17 protein-coding genes and 3 pseudogenes are annotated in these 17,356 nt (G+C 70.3%); 8 read left to right on the top strand and 12 right to left on the bottom strand.

Annotated features, from left to right (window positions below):
• Positions 1 to 281: 281 nt before the first annotated feature.
• Complete coding sequence (locus CUT83_RS27205) at positions 282 to 1,451, bottom strand: glutathione-independent formaldehyde dehydrogenase (protein WP_101258460.1); 1,170 nt, start codon at positions 1,449 to 1,451, stop codon at positions 282 to 284.
• Between the two features lie 240 nt (positions 1,452 to 1,691).
• On the opposite strand from CUT83_RS27205, the gene CUT83_RS27200 reads away from it, so the two are divergent.
• Both CUT83_RS27200 and CUT83_RS27195 read left to right on the top strand, forming a co-directional pair.
• Positions 1,692 to 2,591: a universal stress protein gene (locus CUT83_RS27200; protein WP_101258459.1), complete on the top strand. Its 900-nt coding sequence runs from the start codon at positions 1,692 to 1,694 to the stop codon at positions 2,589 to 2,591.
• Positions 2,592 to 2,632: 41 nt separating this feature from the next.
• Positions 2,633 to 4,270, top strand: a complete 1,638-nt coding sequence (locus tag CUT83_RS27195) for a cation:proton antiporter (protein ID WP_101258458.1) — start codon at positions 2,633 to 2,635, stop codon at positions 4,268 to 4,270.
• A gap of 65 nt (positions 4,271 to 4,335) precedes the next feature.
• Here CUT83_RS27195 and CUT83_RS27190 read toward each other — a convergent pair whose 3' ends face one another.
• From CUT83_RS27190 to CUT83_RS27170, 5 genes are all read right to left on the bottom strand, one after another.
• Positions 4,336 to 4,749, bottom strand: a complete 414-nt coding sequence (locus tag CUT83_RS27190; protein WP_101258457.1) for a DUF7144 family membrane protein — start codon at positions 4,747 to 4,749, stop codon at positions 4,336 to 4,338.
• A 334-nt stretch (positions 4,750 to 5,083) separates the two neighbouring features.
• Complete coding sequence (locus tag CUT83_RS27185) at positions 5,084 to 5,434, bottom strand: helix-turn-helix domain-containing protein (RefSeq protein WP_101258456.1); 351 nt, start codon at positions 5,432 to 5,434, stop codon at positions 5,084 to 5,086.
• 414 nt (positions 5,435 to 5,848) lie between these two features.
• Positions 5,849 to 6,079, bottom strand: coding sequence for a CBS domain-containing protein (locus tag CUT83_RS27180; RefSeq protein ID WP_420882396.1), 231 nt, complete (start codon positions 6,077 to 6,079; stop codon positions 5,849 to 5,851).
• Between the two features lie 172 nt (positions 6,080 to 6,251).
• Positions 6,252 to 7,769 (bottom strand): DEAD/DEAH box helicase, encoded by a 1,518-nt coding sequence (locus CUT83_RS27175; protein WP_101258455.1) that lies wholly within the window; start codon positions 7,767 to 7,769, stop codon positions 6,252 to 6,254.
• 229 nt (positions 7,770 to 7,998) lie between these two features.
• Positions 7,999 to 8,202: a cold-shock protein gene (locus CUT83_RS27170; RefSeq protein WP_101258454.1), complete on the bottom strand. Its 204-nt coding sequence runs from the start codon at positions 8,200 to 8,202 to the stop codon at positions 7,999 to 8,001.
• Between the two features lie 531 nt (positions 8,203 to 8,733).
• Between CUT83_RS27170 and CUT83_RS31230 the strand changes: the two are divergent.
• Positions 8,734 to 8,850: pseudogene (locus CUT83_RS31230) on the top strand (aminotransferase); the annotation flags it as partial.
• Positions 8,851 to 9,128: 278 nt separating this feature from the next.
• Here the strand turns inward: CUT83_RS31230 and CUT83_RS27160 are convergent.
• A pseudogene (locus tag CUT83_RS27160) lies at positions 9,129 to 10,055 on the bottom strand (ATP-binding protein); the annotation flags it as partial.
• A gap of 215 nt (positions 10,056 to 10,270) precedes the next feature.
• Here CUT83_RS27160 and CUT83_RS27155 point away from each other — a divergent pair.
• The gene (locus CUT83_RS27155; protein ID WP_101258453.1) at positions 10,271 to 11,245 is read left to right on the top strand and encodes an FAD-dependent oxidoreductase; all 975 of its coding nucleotides are present in this window, start codon (positions 10,271 to 10,273) and stop codon (positions 11,243 to 11,245) included.
• A 117-nt stretch (positions 11,246 to 11,362) separates the two neighbouring features.
• Here CUT83_RS27155 and CUT83_RS27150 read toward each other — a convergent pair whose 3' ends face one another.
• Both CUT83_RS27150 and CUT83_RS27145 read right to left on the bottom strand, forming a co-directional pair.
• Positions 11,363 to 12,835 carry an AAA family ATPase gene (locus CUT83_RS27150; RefSeq protein ID WP_101258452.1) on the bottom strand — a complete coding sequence of 491 codons (1,473 nt, stop codon included), beginning with the start codon at positions 12,833 to 12,835 and terminating at the stop codon, positions 11,363 to 11,365.
• A gap of 452 nt (positions 12,836 to 13,287) precedes the next feature.
• Positions 13,288 to 14,125, bottom strand: a pseudogene (locus CUT83_RS27145) (transposase family protein).
• Between the two features lie 1,063 nt (positions 14,126 to 15,188).
• Here CUT83_RS27145 and CUT83_RS27140 point away from each other — a divergent pair.
• From CUT83_RS27140 to CUT83_RS27130, 3 genes are all read left to right on the top strand, one after another.
• Positions 15,189 to 15,467, top strand: coding sequence for a hypothetical protein (locus CUT83_RS27140; protein ID WP_101258451.1), 279 nt, complete (start codon positions 15,189 to 15,191; stop codon positions 15,465 to 15,467).
• Between the two features lie 56 nt (positions 15,468 to 15,523).
• Positions 15,524 to 15,703, top strand: coding sequence for a hypothetical protein (locus CUT83_RS27135; RefSeq protein WP_101258450.1), 180 nt, complete (start codon positions 15,524 to 15,526; stop codon positions 15,701 to 15,703).
• A gap of 107 nt (positions 15,704 to 15,810) precedes the next feature.
• The gene (locus tag CUT83_RS27130; protein ID WP_143688634.1) at positions 15,811 to 16,242 is read left to right on the top strand and encodes a hypothetical protein; all 432 of its coding nucleotides are present in this window, start codon (positions 15,811 to 15,813) and stop codon (positions 16,240 to 16,242) included.
• Positions 16,243 to 16,307: 65 nt separating this feature from the next.
• On the opposite strand, the gene CUT83_RS27125 is transcribed toward CUT83_RS27130, so the two are convergent.
• From CUT83_RS27125 to CUT83_RS27115, 3 genes are read right to left on the bottom strand one after another with little or no spacing between them, the layout of a single operon-like run.
• Positions 16,308 to 16,538 (bottom strand): DUF7848 domain-containing protein, encoded by a 231-nt coding sequence (locus CUT83_RS27125; RefSeq protein WP_101258448.1) that lies wholly within the window; start codon positions 16,536 to 16,538, stop codon positions 16,308 to 16,310.
• Positions 16,538 to 16,735 (bottom strand): hypothetical protein, encoded by a 198-nt coding sequence (locus CUT83_RS27120; protein ID WP_101258447.1) that lies wholly within the window; start codon positions 16,733 to 16,735, stop codon positions 16,538 to 16,540. Before CUT83_RS27120 ends, CUT83_RS27125 begins: the two co-directional genes overlap by 1 nt.
• Complete coding sequence (locus CUT83_RS27115; protein WP_101258446.1) at positions 16,732 to 17,016, bottom strand: hypothetical protein; 285 nt, start codon at positions 17,014 to 17,016, stop codon at positions 16,732 to 16,734. Before CUT83_RS27115 ends, CUT83_RS27120 begins: the two co-directional genes overlap by 4 nt.
• A gap of 163 nt (positions 17,017 to 17,179) precedes the next feature.
• Here CUT83_RS27115 and CUT83_RS31225 point away from each other — a divergent pair.
• Positions 17,180 to 17,356 (top strand): GntR family transcriptional regulator (locus CUT83_RS31225; protein WP_241524829.1); only part of this gene is annotated, 177 nt, incomplete at its 3' end.

The following is a 17,356-nucleotide window of genomic DNA, read 5'->3' as shown; positions in this document are numbered from 1 at the left end:
CGGTCCTTCCCGCCCTCGGCCGGACCCGTGTGGATCGGGAGGGCCGTGTCGATATGTTGCCGACGCTCTCTTGATACGTTTCAATTGATTCGTTTCAAGGAGCGGGCGAGACGGTATGGGCAGGGGGAGGGGCCGTCAAGACCCCGCGTCAGGACTCGTCGCCGGCCTGCGGTTTCCCGGCAGGCGGCAGACGGTACGGAGGCAGACGGTACGGAGGCGCGGCGGTGGGGCGGCCCGCACCCGGACCGCCTCACCGCACGCGCGCCGCGCCGTCCTGCGCGCTACGCCGACACCTTCTGCTTCTTGTGCCCGTTGCCCATCTCGGGCTTGAGGAGCACCTTCGTCCAGCCCTCGTCGCGCTTGTCGAAGTGCTGGTAGGCCTCCGGCGCCTCCTCCAGCGGGACCCGGTGGGAGACCACGAAGCTGGGGGTGGCGCGGCCGGCGATGATCATGTCGCGCAGCTGGCGGTTGTACGACTTGACGTTCGCCTGGCCGGTCCCCATCCGCAGCCCCTTCTCGAAGAACTTGCCGATCCGGAAGAGCAGTTCGCCCTTCTTGGCGCTCTCGCTGGGCCCGCCGGGGTCGGCCGGCACGTAGAGCCCGACCACTCCGAGCATCCCGGTGGGGCGCACCGCCTCGACCAGGGTGTTGAGCACTATCGCCGGCTGCTCCTCGCCCTCGGCGACCGTGGCCTGGTAGCCGACGGCGTCGATGCCCTTGTCGGTGCCCTCCCCGTTGGTCTGCTCCTTGATCTGCTCGGCGGCGTCGCCCTTGCTGTAGTCGATCGGGATCGCGCCGATCCGGCCCGCGAGGCGGAGCCGGTCCGGCTGCTTGTCGACGACGAAGACGCGGGAGGCGCCGCGCAGCACCGCGGAGTAGGCCGCCATCAGGCCGACCGGTCCGGCGCCGAACACGCACACCGTCTCCCCGGGGGAGACCTGTGCCAGCTCGGTGGCGTGGTAGCCGGTGGGGAAGATGTCGGCGAGCAGGGCGAAGTCGTCCTCGTGCTCGGTGCCCTTGGGCAGTTGCAGGCAGTTGAAGTCCGCGAACGGCACCCGCAGGTACTGCGCCTGCCCGCCCGTGTAGGGGCCCATCGACACGTAGCCGTAGGCGCCGCCCGCGAAGCCCGGGTTGACGGTCAGGCAGAAGCCCGTCCGCCCCGCCAGGCAGTTCTTGCAGAAGCCGCATGCCACGTTGAACGGCATGACGACCCGGTCGCCCTTCTTCACCGAGGCGACGCCGGAGCCGGCCTCCTCCACGACCCCCATGTTCTCGTGGCCGAACACGATGCCCGGCTCCGCGCCGGTGCGGCCCTCGTACATGTGCAGGTCGGAGCCGCAGATGGCGGATGTGGTGACCTTGACGACCACGTCCGTGGGGTCCTGGATCCGGGGGTCGGCGACCTCCTCGACGTCGACGTTGAACGGTTCCTTGTAGACGACGGCTTTCATCGCTGCCTCCTTACGGCGCGGCGTGGCGCGGCGCGCACGGCCGGCGGGAGCGCCGTGACGGCGCGCGTCACATGCGGTTGATCCCGCCCATACTTCGCATTCCGTTCGGTTCGACCGGGCGGGTGTCCGTGGGGGAGGACGGTGAAACCTGCCGGAGCGCACGCCGGGCGGGAGGGTGCGCCGGGGTGCTCCGAGGGTGCGTTCGAGAGGCATCGTGGCGACAAAAGAGACTAATCTGGCATGGGAGTCGGTCGACCGGGGGTGGTGATACCCGTGTACTCAGTGCCGCCCCGGTGCGTGCTGGCGGTCACCGACCTCTCCGAACCGGCCGGCGAAGCCGTCGGCCGCGCGGCCCGGCTCGCCGCGCGGTACGGCGCGCGGCTGCTGGTGCTGTACGTCGCACCGCCGCACGTGGCCCCGGAACTGGTGGAGTTCGCCCGGCTGCGGCTCCGCTCCCACCTGCGCCGGCATGCCCGCGAGGTCCCGGCGGCCCGGGGGACGGTGCGCACCGGCAGGGTCGCCGCCGTCGTACCGGACGAGGCGGGCGGAGAGGGCGCCGATCTGCTGGTGCTGGGGGCCCGCGGCCGGCACCGGCCCGGCGGCACCGGGCTGGGCGGCGTCGCCGGGAGCCTGGTGCGCACCGGCGAGGTGCCGGCGCTGGTCGTCAGACGGCCGCCCGGCGGCGCGTACCGGAAGGTCCTGCTCGCCGTCGACGAGTCCACCGCCTCCCTGGCCGCGGCCCGTACCGGGACGGGGCTGACCCCCGGGGCGGAGCGCCTGCTGGTCCACTGCGTCACCGTCCCCGGCGAGCACCTGCTGCGCATGCGGGGCGTGCCGGAGGGGGAGCTGGAGCGGTTGCGGCGCACCCGCACCGAGCAGGCCCGCCCGGCCGCCGAACGGATCGCGGCGGACCTGGCGCCGCGCCCGGCGCGCGTCCTGGTCGCTCCGGGGCGCCCGCAGGACGCCGTACCCCGCCTCGCCGGAAGCGAGGGGGCCGATCTGGCCGTGGTCGGGACGGGCACGCGCTCGGCGGTCGGCTACGCCGTCCTCGGCAGCGTCGCCCAGCACGTGGTGTCCGAGGCGCCGTGCGACGTGCTGGTCGTCCCGGGACCGGGACCAGGGCCGGGACCGGGGCGATGACCGCATCCCCGCAGCGAACGAACCAGTGATCGGACCGGGCCATGGATCCGTACGACTTCCCCCTCGTCGCCGCGGTCCTCGCGATCTCCGCCGCCGTGGGCCTGCTGGCGACACTGCTGAAGCAGCCGCTGATCGTCGCCTTCATCGGCGTCGGCATCCTGGTCGGCCCCGCCGGAACCGGCTGGGTGGAGGCCGAGGGCACCGTCGAGCTGCTGGCCCGGCTGGGCATCGCGGTGCTGCTGTTCCTGGTGGGGCTCCGGCTCGACCTGCACCTGGTCCGCACCACCGGGCCCATCGCGCTGGCCACCGGGCTCGGCCAGGTCCTGTTCACCTCGGTGATCGGCTTCCTGATCGCGCTCGCGCTGGGCATGGACGCGGTGACGGCGCTCTACGTCGCGGTCGCGCTCACCTTCTCGTCCACGATCATCATCGTGAAGCTGCTGTCCGACAAGCGCGAGCTGGAGCAGCTCCACGGCCGCATCGCGGTGGGGTTCCTGATCGTGCAGGACATCGTCGTGGTGCTGGTCATGATCGCGCTGACCGCGTTCGGGCAGCGGACCGGCGGCAGCGGGGGCGGCATGGCCGCGGAGATCGCCCTGGTCTTCGCCAAGGGCCTGGGTCTGCTGGCCGGCGTCGCCGCGCTGACCCGCTACGTCCTGCCCGGCCTGCTGCACCGGGTCGCCCGCTCCCAGGAGCTGCTGCTGCTCTTCGGGGTGGCCTACGCGGTGTCGGTGGCCGCGCTGAGCGAGTGGCTCGGCTTCAGTTCCGAGGTCGGGGCGTTCCTGGCCGGGGTCTCCCTGGCGGGCACCCCCTACCGGGACGCCATGGGGGCCCGGCTGGTCAGCCTGCGCGACTTCCTGCTGCTCTTCTTCTTCCTGGAGCTGGGCGCGCGGCTGGAGTTCACGGACGCGGGCACGCAGATCGCCGAGGCGCTGGTGTTCTCGGTCTTCGTGCTCGTCGGCAACCCGCTGATCGTCGTCGTGATCATGGCCGCCATGCGCTACCCGGTCCGGGTGGGGTTCCTGGCGGGGCTGACGGTCGCCCAGATCTCGGAGTTCTCCCTCATCCTCGCCGCCCTCGGCTACAGCCTCGGACACATCACCGGCGCCACCGTCAGCCTGATCACCGTCGTCGGCCTGGTCACCATCGGCGCCTCCACCTACCTGATCCTCTACTCCCACCAGATCTACGGGCGCCTGGAGCGGTGGCTGGGCAGGTTCGAGCGGACCGGGGCCCGCCACGCCGACCTCGCCGACGCCCACCACGACGCCGACGTCGTCCTCTACGGTCTCGGCCGCTTCGGCGGCCTGCTGGCGGACCGGCTCAGCCGGGCCGGGCACCGGGTCCTGGCGGTGGACTACGACCCGCACCGGGTGGCGCGCAACGACCGGGCGGGAGTGACCGCCGTCTTCGGCAGCGCCGAGGACGTCCACTTCCTGGAGTCCCTGCCGCTGGCCCGGGCCCGCTGCGTGGTGTCCGCCATCCCGGTGGCGGACACCAACCGGGCACTGCTGCACGGGCTGCGCCACCACGGGTACCGGGGCGTCACGGCCGTCACCGCCCACAACCGGCGCGACGCCGAGCACCTGCGCGCCGAGGGGGTCGATCTGGTCATCGAGCCGTTCGCCGCCGCGGCCTCCGACGCGGCGGCGGCCCTGGACGGGCTGCTGCGCGACTGACACGGGACGCGGGGACTCCCCTGGAGCTCACGGGCCCTGCCGGACCCGTGCCGCCGACCCGCCCGTCACACAGGACCGCGCCGGTACACCGACAGCGCCCAGATCACCAGGGCGCACAGGGCGATCAGCACGATCGACCAGATCGGGTAGTACGGCAGCGACAGGAAGTTCGCCACCAGCAGGACCGCGGCCATCACCACTCCCGCGACCCGCGCCCACAGCGCGCCCCGGAACAGCCCGAGGGCCACCGCGATACTCACGGCCCCCAGGATCAGGTGGGCCCAGCCCCAGCCGGTGGTGTCCCACTGGAAGGTGTAGTCGGGGGTGGTGAGGAAGACGTCGTCCTCGGCGATGCCCATGATGCCGCGCAGCAGGTCCAGCACGCCGGAGACGACCAGCATCACGGCGGCGAACACCACCAGTCCGCCGGCCAGGTCCTGGGTGTCGTCCGAGTACTGCCGCCGATCCGTCTGTGCCATCGGAAAGTCACCTCGTCTCGCGGACGGAACCCCGGGCGCCGGCGTCCCGTCCGCACCCGGCGGTGGAGGGACGGGAGGGCGGCCGAGCGCCTGCCCCGCACACCGCTCCGCACGCGCTCACCAGCGCGTTCACCGTCCTCGCTCCCAGTATCGTCCGGTGGGGGGAAGGCGCAAACGGACGCCTCGCGCGCGCCCCTCGTACCCGGTCCCCGTGCCGCCCCCGTCTGCGCCGTGCCGCCGTCCTCGCCCGGCTGCTCGCCTACGACACGACGGCCGGCCGAGCGCGAACCGGCGAAACTGCCCTGGGCCGACGCCGCCCGCGCCCACCACGCGGTCAGTCCGAACCGGGACCGGGACCTTCGGGCGCGTCGTTCGCGGCGCGGCGGTACTCGGCGTTGATGCGCTGGGCCTCCTCGAGCTGGTCCTCGAGGATGACGATGCGGCAGGCGGCCTCGATCGGGGTCCCCCGGTCGACGAGTTCGCGGGCGCGGGCGGCGATCCGCAGCTGGTAGCGGGAGTACCGGCGGTGTCCGCCCTCCGAGCGCAGCGGAGTGATCAGCCGGGCCTCACCGATGGCCCGGAGGAAGCCGGGGGTGGTGCCGAGCATCTCGGCGGCCCGGCCCATGGTGTACGCGGGGTAGTCGTCGTCGTCCAGACGGTCGCTGAGCGGAGTATCTGCTGCCATGTCACCTCGTTGTGCAACGCGTCGAGAGGCCCTGGCACCGTACGGCACCAGGGCCCCGAAGGAAATTCAACACCATCCGCCGCCTCCCGTGCCGTGTCGGCCCTCCGCCCCCGCCGCCCGGCTCGACGAGAGGAGGAACGCGGGGACCGCGGCCGTGTGACCGGGGGCCACGCCTGATTCCGGGGTTCCGCGGTCTCGTCCGCCGCGGGCGGTGACACAGCGGTGAGGGCTCTGCCGACGCGCTTCGGCAGAGCCCTCACCGGGTCCTTGGCGGCGGTTTCCCGCCCGCGCATCACACCCCTGGGGAGAGGGCGCCTTCGAACAGCGCCGACGCGGTCCGGAGCGGAGCGGGGACATCCGCCCGTGCGGTCCCGGCCCGAACGGGGGCCGGGTGACGGCACGGCGCACGGTGTCTCACAGAGCGCGGGAGGACGCGCCGACCGGGCGAGGCGGACCGGCGGGCGGGGCGGACGGTCCGGCGAGGACGTCCCGCAGGCGGATCCGGTCCGTGTAGGCGGGGCTGTCGCGGAGAACGGTGAGCCGGGCCAGGGTGATCAGACCCGTGCTCTGGTCGTCCCCGTCGCAGAGGACGAGATGATCGACGCGGGCGCCGGCCATGAGGGACAGAGCCACCTCGATCGTCATGTCGTCACGGACCCAGGGCCCGGACGTGCTCCTGCCGGAGGCCACGGCCCCGGCGGCCCCGGGGGCCTCGGGGGCCTCGGGGGAGGGAACGGTCGCGTGGTGTTGCGTCTGAACCGGTGTCAAAGGTGTCTCCTGCCGGAAAGGGGTGGGCCTGCGGTCGGCGGGCCCGTGATCACAGCGGACTCGTGGTCGCAGCGGCTCCGGACAGCCGGGTCGGGGCCGGCCGCCGCTGCGCCCCGCGGTGGGCCGTCTCGCCGACGGGCCTGCCCTGCCCCGGGCGGCCCCGCCGGCCCCGGCGGCCACGGGAGGAGGACGCGCCGCGGGAACGCTCCGCTTCCGGCGCGGTGACGACGACCGGGACACCGGAAGGGGCCTGGGCGCCCGTGATGCGGCTCAGTTCCGCCTCGCCCGAGCGCACCCGGGTGATCCGGGGGGTGATGCCCGCCGAAGCCATCAGCCGGCTCATACCGTGACGCTGCTCGGGGGTCACCAGGGTGACGACGCTGCCGGACTCGCCGGCCCGCGCGGTACGGCCGCCGCGGTGCAGGTAGTCCTTGTGGTCGGCGGGCGGGTCCACGTTGACGACCAGATCGAGGTTGTCGACGTGGATGCCGCGGGCGGCGACGTTGGTCGCCACCAGGACCGCCACATGCCCGCTCCTGAACTGGGCCAGGGTCCGCGTGCGCTGTGGCTGGGACTTGCCGCCGTGCAGGGCCGCGGCACGGACACCGCTGCTCAGCAGGTGTCTGGTCAGCCGGTCCACCGCGTGCTTGGTGTCGAGGAACATGATCACCCGCCCGTCCCGCGCGGCGATCTCGGTGGTCGTTTGGTGCTTGTCCGCACCGTGCACATGGAGTACGTGGTGCTCCATGGTGGTGACGGCACCCGCCGACGGGTCGACGGAGTGGACCACCGGGTCCGTCAGATAGCGGCGGACCAGCAGGTCGACGTTGCGGTCGAGGGTGGCGGAGAACAGCATCCGCTGCCCGCCGGGACGCACCTGGTCGAGCAGGGCGGTGACCTGGGGCATGAAGCCCATGTCGGTCATCTGGTCGGCCTCGTCGAGGACCGTGGTCTCGACACCGTCCAGCCGGCACTCGCCCCGGTCGATGAGGTCCTTGAGCCGCCCGGGGGTGGCGACGACCACCTCGGCGCCGTTCCTGAGCGCGGCGGCCTGGCGGCCGATGGACATCCCGCCGACGACGGTGGCCAGCCGCAGGCTCACGGAGCGGGCGTACGGGGCGAGCGCGTCGGTGACCTGCTGGGCGAGCTCGCGGGTGGGGACCAGGACGAGGGCGAGCGGCTGCCGGGGCTCGGTGCGCCGCCCCGCCGTGCGGGCCAGCACGGCGAGGCCGAAGGCGAGGGTCTTGCCCGAGCCGGTGCGGCCACGGCCGAGCACGTCACGGCCGGCCAGGGAGTTCGGCAGGGTGGCCGCCTGGATCGGGAACGGCACGGTCACGCCTTCGCGGCCGAGCGTGGCCAGCAGCCGCGCGGGCATGGCGAGATCGGCGAACGCCCCGACGGCGGGCAGCGCGGGCGTGACCGTCCTCGGCGGGGCGAACTCGCCCTGCACGGCCCGTCCGGCCTGCCGGTTCCCGTAGCCCCCGGAACGGCGCGGGCCACCGGAGCGGCTGCCGCCGGAGCCTCCCCCGAAGCGGTCGTAGGTGCGGGATGTGCGGGCACTCTTCACGGGGAACCTTCCTTGGTGCGGCGCGTGGCAAGGAATTCCCGCAGCAGATGAGTGGCGCAGAGAATCTCGAGACGAGCCGAATACGATGTGGGCCGGTACGGGCCGGCGGGGGAAAGCGTCACCGGCCGGTGGGCGGTGGAGCCTTTCCCGTCGCATGCCCCGAAACGCGGCGAGCCGGGGCCCGCACCCTCAGGTGCGGGCCCCGGCTGCGAAGTGCGCGTCGCCGGTGTCAGGCGGAAACGATGTTCTCGGCCGTCGGGCCCTTCTGGCCCTGCGCGATGTCGAACGACACCTTCTGGCCTTCCAGCAGCTCGCGGAAGCCCTGGGCGGAGATGTTCGAGTAGTGGGCGAAGACGTCGGCGCCGCCGCCGTCCTGCTCGATGAAGCCGAAGCCCTTTTCCGAGTTGAACCACTTCACGGTGCCAGTAGCCATTTCATTTCTCCTTCGGAGGCGGTTTCGGGGATTCACCCTGTGTGAATCCCGTGTCGCCGTGATGATTACCTCGTCGGAAATGAACCTTCTGGCAACCACACCTGCAACTGAGATCGACAGTAGCACGGTGCGATCGGCCCTGCACGGTCGATGATTTCCCTCCGGTCCGCGGCCGGGGAATACTCGCCGCGCGCCGCGTCTATTTCTCATGTCGCGGGCACAGATATTGCTGTTCGCGGACACGGTCTTTCTTCCGCGCGCTTCCACCCGCACCTCTGTGACCTCCGCCGGAGGCAGACGCGCCGCTGCCGCCGCCGGCGGCGGACGGCACAGCGCCGAACGCGCCGGGACTCCACTGCCGCGACGAAGGTCACATCCCCGCGGGGAGAGCGAGGAGCGCGAGGAGCGCGTGGAGTGCGTGGAGCGCGAGAAGCCTGTGCCGGGGCCGGGAAGCCCGTCCCCGGTCAGCAGGATGTCCGTCCCGTCCCGCCTGTGCTCGCCGGCTGCGGGCGCCAGGCTGCGGGTGCCAGGCTGGGGGGCACGGTGGAACTCAACGGCGAGCCGGTCGGCCCTGACGCCCTTCAGGCCCTGGCGCTGACCAACTACGGCCACTTCACGTCGATGCGCATCTCTTCGCACCGACTGCGACCAGAGCTGCGGCCACGCGACGACGAAGGCCCCGGCCGCTGGGCGGTCGGGACCTTCGCTTCGGCTGGTCGGCCGTGGCGGAGGATACGAGATTCGAACTCGTGAGGGGTTGTCCCCAACACGCTTTCCAACTGTTCGCCCCGGGGCCCGGCGGGAGCCGTACCCGTCCTGAGCTGCGGCGGAGCGTTCGGGGCGGTCCCGTCCGGACGGAGCCGGACGGGGGTGAACGCAACCAGGACTGCAACCACAGGAGTGTCGGCCCCTTCCTACGCCCTGCGTCAGGCGCTGAGCAGATCCTCAGGGCCGTACGCCGTCCGGAGCCCGGAACAGGTGGTCCCGTTGCGTGAGACCGCGACGAGCGGTACCGGCTCGTCGGTGATCGCGGTCCGGTGCTTTTGCAGCGCCGCCAGGTCGTGGTTGTCGAACGCGGAGTTCTCCAGCCACTTGACCGAACCGAGGAAGAGCAACTCCTCGGCCACCGGGTGCCGGTCGGCGCCGACCAAGTCGATTTCGACGTCGTTGCTGCGGGTCCAGTACCCGCCGATCGCCGGGGCGGCGGGCAGGAGCCCCTCCGGCAGGAGACGGGCGAGGGATTCCCGTACGAGGGGCTCGATCGCACGCCCCCGCCAGCTCGTCCACTGCTCCTTGATCCGGCTCAGCGTGAGATCCCCCCGCATCCGCTCGACTTCCGCCATGTGGGGATCCAGGAACGTGAGCCAGAACCGGAGGTAAGGATCGGCCACGCGGTAGCGGCGTTCCTTCGACGGTCTCAGCGAGACGGGCAGCTCGGCTACCACCACCCGTTTCTCGGTCAGGACGTCAGTGGCTCGGGTGAGGGTGGTGTGGGCGATGCCACCCGCGGCGCGTGCGATGTTGGTGAAGGTTCGCTCGCCGGTTCCGATGGCCCGCAGGACTTCTCTGCTCATCGCCCGCGGTGGAAACTCCGCGGCAAGTGACCGCTCGGCGGAGACCAGCAGCGCCGAGATCGGGTTGTCCAGCGAGTCGCGGAGGAACCCCCAGACATCGGCCCCGGGCCGCCACTCCGCGCAGATCAGCGGAAGACCGCCGGTGATGAGGGCGGCGTCGAATGCGGCAGCCGGCTCAAGACCGAGCATCTCGCCGATGTCGGCCGGGTTCAGCGGCCCCACGACCATTTCCCGGCCCCGCTGGTGAAAGGGCCGGTCGTAGCTGTTCAGCGCCTCCATCGGCGGCCGGTTCGGGCGGGTCGGGCGACATCGCCGAGGTAGCCGGTGGGGATCTCGTCGGAATCGACCAGAGCGGCGATCGGGGCGCGGAGCGCATGCGGTAGAAGGCTGTCCGAGAGGACCTTCTCCAGCGGCACCCACTCCCAGACCGGTCTGAACGGTGTCGGCCTCCTGGCCGCCGAGGCGGTGGGGGGCGCCGGTGCTGGAATAGCCCCATGGCCGACACACCGTCTCCGCCCCCGTCTCCGCCCCCGTCTCCGTGCCCGTCCCGTGCCGGTTCGCCCGACGCCCGTGACACGGACCTGATCATCGTCGGCGGCGGCCCGGCCGGCTGCGCCGCCGCCCGTATGGCCGCCGGTGTCGGCATGCGCTCGGTGCTGGTCGAGCCGGACCGGCTGTGCCGCAACCTTTACCGGATCCCGGCCCTGAACAATGTCCTGGGCGGCCACACCGGCGGCTCCGGGCTGGCCGAGGCCATCACCGCGGAGCTGGAGGACACGGAGCTGTGCCGCCTGGAACTGGGCCGGTACGTCACCGAGCTGCGCGCCGACGAGGACCGCGTGACCGCCACGCTCGACACCGGCGCCCGCCTGACCGCCCCGTACGCGGTCGTCGCCACCGGCACCGGTCCCCTCCAGCCCCGCGACGCCGCCTGGATCACCGCTCCCGGCGGCCTGACCCTGCCCCCGCTGTGGCAGGCCGGGGAGGCCGACGCCGAGGGCCGTACCCTCCTCGTCCTGGGCGGGGACCGCACGATCGGCACCTTCCTGCGCGCCCACCCGGCCACCGGCACGCGCCTGCTGGTGGCGTACCCGGCGGCCGACGACTACAAGGTCGAGGAGGTCCGCGGGGACCCCCGGGTCACGCTCCTGCCCGTCGGGCACCTGACGCTGGGCCCCGGAGAGGGCGCCGCGGTGTCGGCGGAGGCGGTGGGACGGGGTGGTGAGCGGCGGGCGGTCGCGGCGGACGCCGCCTATCTCAGCATCGGCAACGCGCCGGCCGCCCCGCCCGGCGATCTGGTCCGCGGTACGGACGGGTACTGCCCGCCCGCCGGCCAGCATCCCCGCGTCCTCGTGGCCGGTGATCTGCGCTCCGCCCGCTTCCAGCGGATCATGACCGCCCTGGGCTCCGGCGGCGAGGCCGCACTGCAGGCCTACTACGCGACCAGGGAACCGCTCAACGAGGGCTGAGCCACACCGCCACGAAGCGATCACGGCGAGGACGGTGACGCCCGGGGAGGGCAGGAACAGCGCTTACCGTCGCGTCCCTGCCGGAAACGGGAGCGGGAACGGGGGCGTGGGCGCGTGTCAGCCCCGGCAGTAGAGGGTCGCCAGGTCGATCAGCCGGATGTCCGGGTCGGCCGCGGCCGCGTCCCGCGCCTTGTCGTTGAATCCGGCCCCGCTGAAGCACATGAGCTGTGTGCTGGTGGTGTCGTATCGGCCTGCCTGAGCGATGAGGTCGCGGATGTGCCGGAGACGTTCGATGTGGGCAGCTCCCATGGTGTCGTTCCACTTGGCCTCTCCGATGGCCAGGAGTGGGGGCTTGGCGCCATCCGCGATTCCGATGACCGCCACGTCGACCTCGTTGCCGGTACGGGCCCTGGGGTCGTGGACGACACCGTGTCCGACGCGGGCGGGCAGGCCGCCCAAGAGTTCGGGGTCGGCGTGATGGAGGGCCCAGTCGCGGCAGACCTGTTCGAAGTGGGGCCCGAGGACGTTGCTGACGAAGCGGCGGCGGCTGGCCTGCCAGACCCGTGCCGCGCTGCCGGGGCGTTCGAGCTGGTCCCAGACCGGTCGCATGATCGCGTGGTAGAAGCCGATCAGGGGTTCGGCGATCCGGTAGGTGGGCCGGTTGTCGCGGAAGGCGTCCGCGTCCCGGTGCAGCAGACCCGCGTCTTCGAGGACGTTGATGGGGTGGGCGATGTCGGTGGCCTTGCGTTCCAGATAGCCGGCCATGCCCCCGCGTGTGGCGTTGCCGTCGGCGACGGCGGCCAGGACGGACAGGTACAGGGCGGTGTCGCGAAGGTCGGGTTCTTCGGCCAATAGGTAGCGGGCCTCGCGGAAGAGGGGAGTTTCGGGGTTGAGGACGGTGCGGACGACCCAGTCGTCGAAGTCGTCCGGAGCCTTTGGCGTGTCGCCGCGTGCGAATTCGCGCCGATAGGCCGGGGTGCCGCCCACGATCGCGTTCACCTTCATGGCCAAGTGGGGATCGGCGATGTCCCAGAACTCGGCGGCGAGGCGGTGGTCGAGGGGGCGGACGACCAGTTCCAGCCCCGCCCGTCCGCGCAGTGGGGCGTTACCCGAGAGCAGCCTGCCCATGAAGGACAGCGCCGATCCGCACAGCAGCAGCCGGGTACGGGAGCCGGTGCGCTGGTCACGCAGCGGCCGCAGCGCCTCCTGGATGATGGAGGGCAGCTCGGGGTTGGCCTTGGCGAGGTACGGAAACTCGTCGATCACCACGGGGACGGGCCGCTCGGCGCCGAGCGCGAGCAGTGCGTCGACGGCCTCCGCCCAGTCGGCGAAGTGGAACGGGCTGGCAGGACGGACGTGGGCGGTCAGCGACGCGCTGATCCGCCGTAGCGACTCGGCATCGGCGGCCTCGGTCGCACCGAAGTAGAACCCTCCGGCGGCCCGGCAGGCGGCATCCAGCAGGAACGTCTTGCCCTGGCGGCGGCGCCCGGAGACCACGCCCAGGGTCGCGCCGGGCTGCGGGTCGGTGATGAACCGGCTCAGCGCCGACCACTCGTAGTCCCGGTCGAACATCTCGGCAGGCTTGTCCACGAGCTGCTCCAGGGAGATAGAAGTACGCTTCCATAAAACATACTCCTACCTCCTGGCACACCTCGTGATGTGCGCCCGTCGGCCTCGGTGCTTGCCGCTTCCCGGGGAAGTCATGGCGCATGGGAAAGAAATGTCGCAAATGTCGCAAATAGATGAGACCGAAACTGAGGCCGGGAATCGACGAAGGTCCCGGCCGCTGGGCGGTCGGGACCTTCGTTTCGGCTGGTCGGCCGTGGCGGAGGATACGAGATTCGAACTCGTGAGGAGCTGCCCCCAACACGCTTTCCAATCAGGTCACCCAACGACCACGTTCACACTGCGACTACGACCAGTCTGACCAGCGCATATGTCCTGGGTCAACAGAGACCAGGCACAACGCTGGCACACGAAGCGTCTCGCGTAGGAGCCAGACCTACATGGTCTGAGGAGCACATGGCATCACTGAACCTCTTTCATCCTGTGTAGTCGCAGGTCAGCAGGACGTGTACGGCTTGGACGGTGCGGCCGATGCGCCGAGTTGAGCAGCGGGCTCTGCGCAGTGCTCGCCAGGACTTCAGCCGGGCGAAGGCGCGCTCGCCCGGTGCCCGCAGCCGGGCCTGGTCTCGGTTGTACTGCTGGTAGTGCTCGGGCAGGTCGCGGTGGCCGTAGTACGGGGTGCGGACGGTGGCGCCGGCGCCCTGGTAGGCGCGGTCGGCCAGCACGAGAATCTGCCGGGTCAGACAGGCTTGGACGATGCCGTGGGCGCGGGCCGCGGTCAGGTCGTGGGTGCGTCCCGGGGTCGCGCGCGAGAACCCTTCCCCAAGCTCTGCGAGCAGGGGATACCCCATGCGGGGTGCCGTCCGGGCGGGCGATGACCTGCACGTTCATGCCGTGTCGGCGGTGTTTCATCGAGTAGTACGGCTCGTCCGCCGCGATGCGGTCGATCGGGATCAGCGTGCCATCCACGATGACGAAGTCGCCCTCGCCCAGGCCGACGAGGGCCTCGTGCAGGCCGGGCGCCCACGAGGCGAGAACGTCCAAAACCTCGTCGACATAGCGCCAGGCAGTCGCCTCTGAGACGCCGAAACCGGCGCCGAGCTGGGCGAACGTCTCGTTCTTGCGGAGATGGGCCAGGGCGAGCAAGGCCTGCTTGAAGCAGCCCAGCTTCCGCCACGGCGAGTTCAGTTCACGCCTTCGGGCGTAGACGAGCCAGGAGACATGCTCGACCAACTCGTGAGGAACGTCGGGCATGGCAGGATACGGAACCAACAGGGTCCCTCCGGTCGCCGGTGTGCTGAGTGGAATCACCACGCCAACGACGAGGGGCCCTGCCCCGTCACCGCCCTCGCTGACCAGCTCGTTTCACCCTTGCAGTACAGGATGAAAGAGGTTCACTGCCTGACGTTCCACACCCACCAGAGAGCCCCGACACTCACCCGAGTGATCGGGGCTTTCGCATGGCTGACCAGCCGAGACGTGCTCGCCGGCGCTCTGTGATCGGAGTCTCTGAGAGCGCGTCAGGAGAGATCGGTCTCTCACCTGAGTGTCTGACACTCGCTCTGCCGGGAGCCCGAGAGACGCGCTCAGCTCCGTTTGGAGCTATGCACGCGCGTGACGCTCGCTTGCACTCGCGAGACGAGACGCACAAGAGCCCCGAGACACAGGGGAGTTGAGCGAGTCCCGCGCCCCGTCCGACCATTAGTTCTAAACCTGCAGGTCAGCACCCCTGTATTGACACAATCAAAAAATCAGACCACCATGAGCCTCGGCTGCTTGCTTCTGGGGCGAGCACACCCCGCGAAAGGGAAAGATGTGCCGAAGGGCCACAAGTGTCCGATCTGTGACAGGAACACGCTTCAGCCGTACACCACCAACCAGTTGAAGTGCTCACAGTGCCAAACGGTCGTGAAGAAGGACCAACTCCGCTGAGCTGCAAGGATCTGCTCCGCGACCGTAGCCAACCCAGCAGAGAAGCCCGGCACTCGTCAGAGTGACCGGGCTCTCTCGTGGTCTCGAAGGGACTCACTTCTGTGTACCTTCACGCGCTCGCCGGCACGCGCTGACCAGCCAGGATGTCTCTCGGTGATCGGAAGTCTCTGTGCGTCGTTCTGAGCGCCCAGCAGCGCGCGAGCGAACAGAGAGGACGCACTCGCACTCTCACCGCCCGAGAGACGTCAAAGAATCGCGTTTGGGAGCAAGAGAGCGCGTGACGCTCGCTTGCACTCGCGAGACGTGAACTCATAAGCCGTGCATAACAGTTCGCCATGGAGTCGGATAACGAGTCTCCATGGAATCCAGGCGTGACCCTTCGGTTCGTCTCCCGTGCATTCCTAGGTTCGCCATGTCAGTTCAACTGAGCGAAAGCGAGAGCGACATGGGAAAGCACACCCGACGATTCCGCTACGGCCAGCGCGGCGGTAAGACCTATGTGTCGTGCACCGCGTGCGGGGTGAATCTCGTACCCGCCCTGACCTCGTTCGAGGAAGACCCGATCTGCCGCGACTGCACCCCGCCGATCTCCCAGCGGGCACACTTCGCCTGGCTCGTCGCGGGACTGATCACCGTGGAAGCCGTCGTGCTGGGCGCAGCGCTCGGCTGGGCCGGGATCCCCAGCGTCTACAGGGCGGTGTGGGACGTGATCACCCCGTGGTGACCCAACACACCAACCCGTAAGCTCAACCCGCCAAGCAGAGAGGGGTAACCATGCGAGTGATCAAGGTCGTTACCGTCGTCCAGGAGTTCAACGCGCCCGATGGGTTCGACTCGTGGCCTGCTGACAGCCAGGCGAACTACCTGGCCGACCTCGAAGGCAAGAAGGGTTACAAGGAGCTCTCCAGCACCGAGAGCCTGTCGTACCCCGATCTGACACAGAACGTCGCCAGCGCGTGACCTGAGCGCCGACAGAAGAGAGCCCCGCCGCGATAGAGGTTAGCTACCGCGCCGGGGCTCTCGTATGGGCAGTTTATGTCGGCGCCGCACCAGTACTGTCTCGGGCCATGACGGGCAGGAACAGCAGAGAGATCATGATGTGGCGGCCACCGGCCGGTTGGGACGAACTGAGCGCCGCCAGTCGCGCGGCCTACCTTGGGCAGCGCGGCATGCAGATTCCGCTGCGACCGGCCGACTGGGACAGCATGGAACACGAGCAGCGCATGGCCTACCTCAACTGGACCCAGCGGATCTTGCACGACACTCCCGAGGCGCGGGCCGCAAAGTGGCAGGAGTACGGGAAGGAGCTGCGGGCTTGGAGGGTACTGATGGGCTGGTGGTGTCTCTGCCTTCTTGTTGGGTTGGCGCTGGTGTGGGGTGCCGGTCCACTCGGGGAAGGTCTGTGGTTGCGCGTTCTCATAACCGTGTTCGTCCTCGGGGGGTACGCCATGGCGATCTTTGTGCCGATGCTGATCGCACGCCCCGTCCCGCCAGCGTGACATGCGAGAGCCCCCAGCTACAGTAAATGGCCGGGGGCTCTCGCGTGGAGGGTGGCGGCTGGGCTCTACTCCTCTCGGGTCACTCGTGCGTGGTCGGTGAAGACGCGGCGGAACAGCTCGTGCCCCGTCCGGCCCGTGTGTCGTAGCGCCCAGTCCTGAGCGGCGTCCTGCTCACCCTGCGGGCCGCTGTTTTCGCCGCAGTCGTGGGCGACACAGAACACCTCGTACGTCACGCCGCCCTCGGGCACGTGGCGGATCGTGTGTGCAACGAAGCGGTAGACGGCTCGGGCGCTCATCAGTGCCCCTCCGGGTGACGGCGGAGGAAGACGTTGCAGTCGGTCACGGTGGTGTAGTCGCCGCTGGCTCGTGCCCAGTCTCGAACCTTCGCCAGCTCGGTGCACCCGGCGCAGCCTTCAACGGGTGCGGGCTCCTGGTAGTCACTGCTGTCCGGCAGCACCACCGGAGCACTCGGGTACCGCTTCGGCTCGGTCATGCCGCCGCCTCCTGGTGGTAGATGCCGTGGGTTCGCTCCCAGGCGATGAGGTACGGGCGGATGAGCGGCACGTCCTCGCCCCGCAGGTACTCAGGCGGCTTGGGAAGTCCCACACCAGCCCGCGTGATGATCAGCCGCTGTGTCGGCTCGTCTGCCGTGTCAGCGGTACGCACATTGTGCGCACCCTCGGCGGGGGTGTGCTGTGTCGGCACAGTCTGTGCCCGGCGCTTGCCCTGGGCGGGCATGAGCCACGAGAGGATGAGGGCCAGTAGAGTTCGCACGTCTGCACTCCTTGTCAGTGCGGGCCATGCCCCGGGGCCGCTTGCATCGGTCGCCGGGGTCTTCTGTTGTGTCCTGCGTCACTGAGCTTACGCGCTATCGCGAAACCGCACTACCGCACTAGCGCGATAGCTGGATTCCGCGTAACCGCGCAGGCTTGAGGTTATGGACCTTGATCGCTCCGTTCCCGTCTGGCCCCAGGTAGCGGCCGAACTCAGGAAGAGGCTGGACGCTGGGCGCTACCCGGTGGATGAGCGATTCCCCGGCACCGTGGACATTGCCGCCGAGTTCGACGTGAGCCAGTCCACGGCACAGAAGGCCGTGGCTGCCTTGAGGGCAGAG

The sequence above is a fragment of the Streptomyces barkulensis genome (assembly GCF_002843305.1).
GTDB lineage: Bacteria > Actinomycetota > Actinomycetes > Streptomycetales > Streptomycetaceae > Streptomyces > Streptomyces barkulensis.
Note: the sequence above shows the minus strand (reverse complement) of the source record. Positions and strands in the feature narration are given on the sequence as shown.

What these genes read in the sequence shown, in the direction of transcription:
- CUT83_RS27190 (WP_101258457.1), bottom strand. Translation starts at nt 4,749, where the DNA reads ATGGCACAGACGGATCGGCGGCAGTACTCGGACGACACCCAGGACCTG.
- CUT83_RS27180 (WP_420882396.1), bottom strand. Translation starts at nt 6,079, where the DNA reads ATGACGATCGAGGTGGCTCTGTCCCTCATGGCCGGCGCCCGCGTCGAT.
- CUT83_RS27120 (WP_101258447.1), bottom strand. Translation starts at nt 16,735, where the DNA reads ATGACCGAGCCGAAGCGGTACCCGAGTGCTCCGGTGGTGCTGCCGGAC.
- CUT83_RS27130 (WP_143688634.1), top strand. Translation starts at nt 15,811, where the DNA reads ATGACGGGCAGGAACAGCAGAGAGATCATGATGTGGCGGCCACCGGCC.
- CUT83_RS27140 (WP_101258451.1), top strand. Translation starts at nt 15,189, where the DNA reads ATGGGAAAGCACACCCGACGATTCCGCTACGGCCAGCGCGGCGGTAAG.
- CUT83_RS27195 (WP_101258458.1), top strand. Translation starts at nt 2,633, where the DNA reads ATGGATCCGTACGACTTCCCCCTCGTCGCCGCGGTCCTCGCGATCTCC.
- CUT83_RS27205 (WP_101258460.1), bottom strand. Translation starts at nt 1,451, where the DNA reads ATGAAAGCCGTCGTCTACAAGGAACCGTTCAACGTCGACGTCGAGGAG.
- CUT83_RS27125 (WP_101258448.1), bottom strand. Translation starts at nt 16,538, where the DNA reads ATGAGCGCCCGAGCCGTCTACCGCTTCGTTGCACACACGATCCGCCAC.
- CUT83_RS27185 (WP_101258456.1), bottom strand. Translation starts at nt 5,434, where the DNA reads ATGGCAGCAGATACTCCGCTCAGCGACCGTCTGGACGACGACGACTAC.
- CUT83_RS27200 (WP_101258459.1), top strand. Translation starts at nt 1,692, where the DNA reads ATGGGAGTCGGTCGACCGGGGGTGGTGATACCCGTGTACTCAGTGCCG.
- CUT83_RS27155 (WP_101258453.1), top strand. Translation starts at nt 10,271, where the DNA reads ATGGCCGACACACCGTCTCCGCCCCCGTCTCCGCCCCCGTCTCCGTGC.
- CUT83_RS27170 (WP_101258454.1), bottom strand. Translation starts at nt 8,202, where the DNA reads ATGGCTACTGGCACCGTGAAGTGGTTCAACTCGGAAAAGGGCTTCGGC.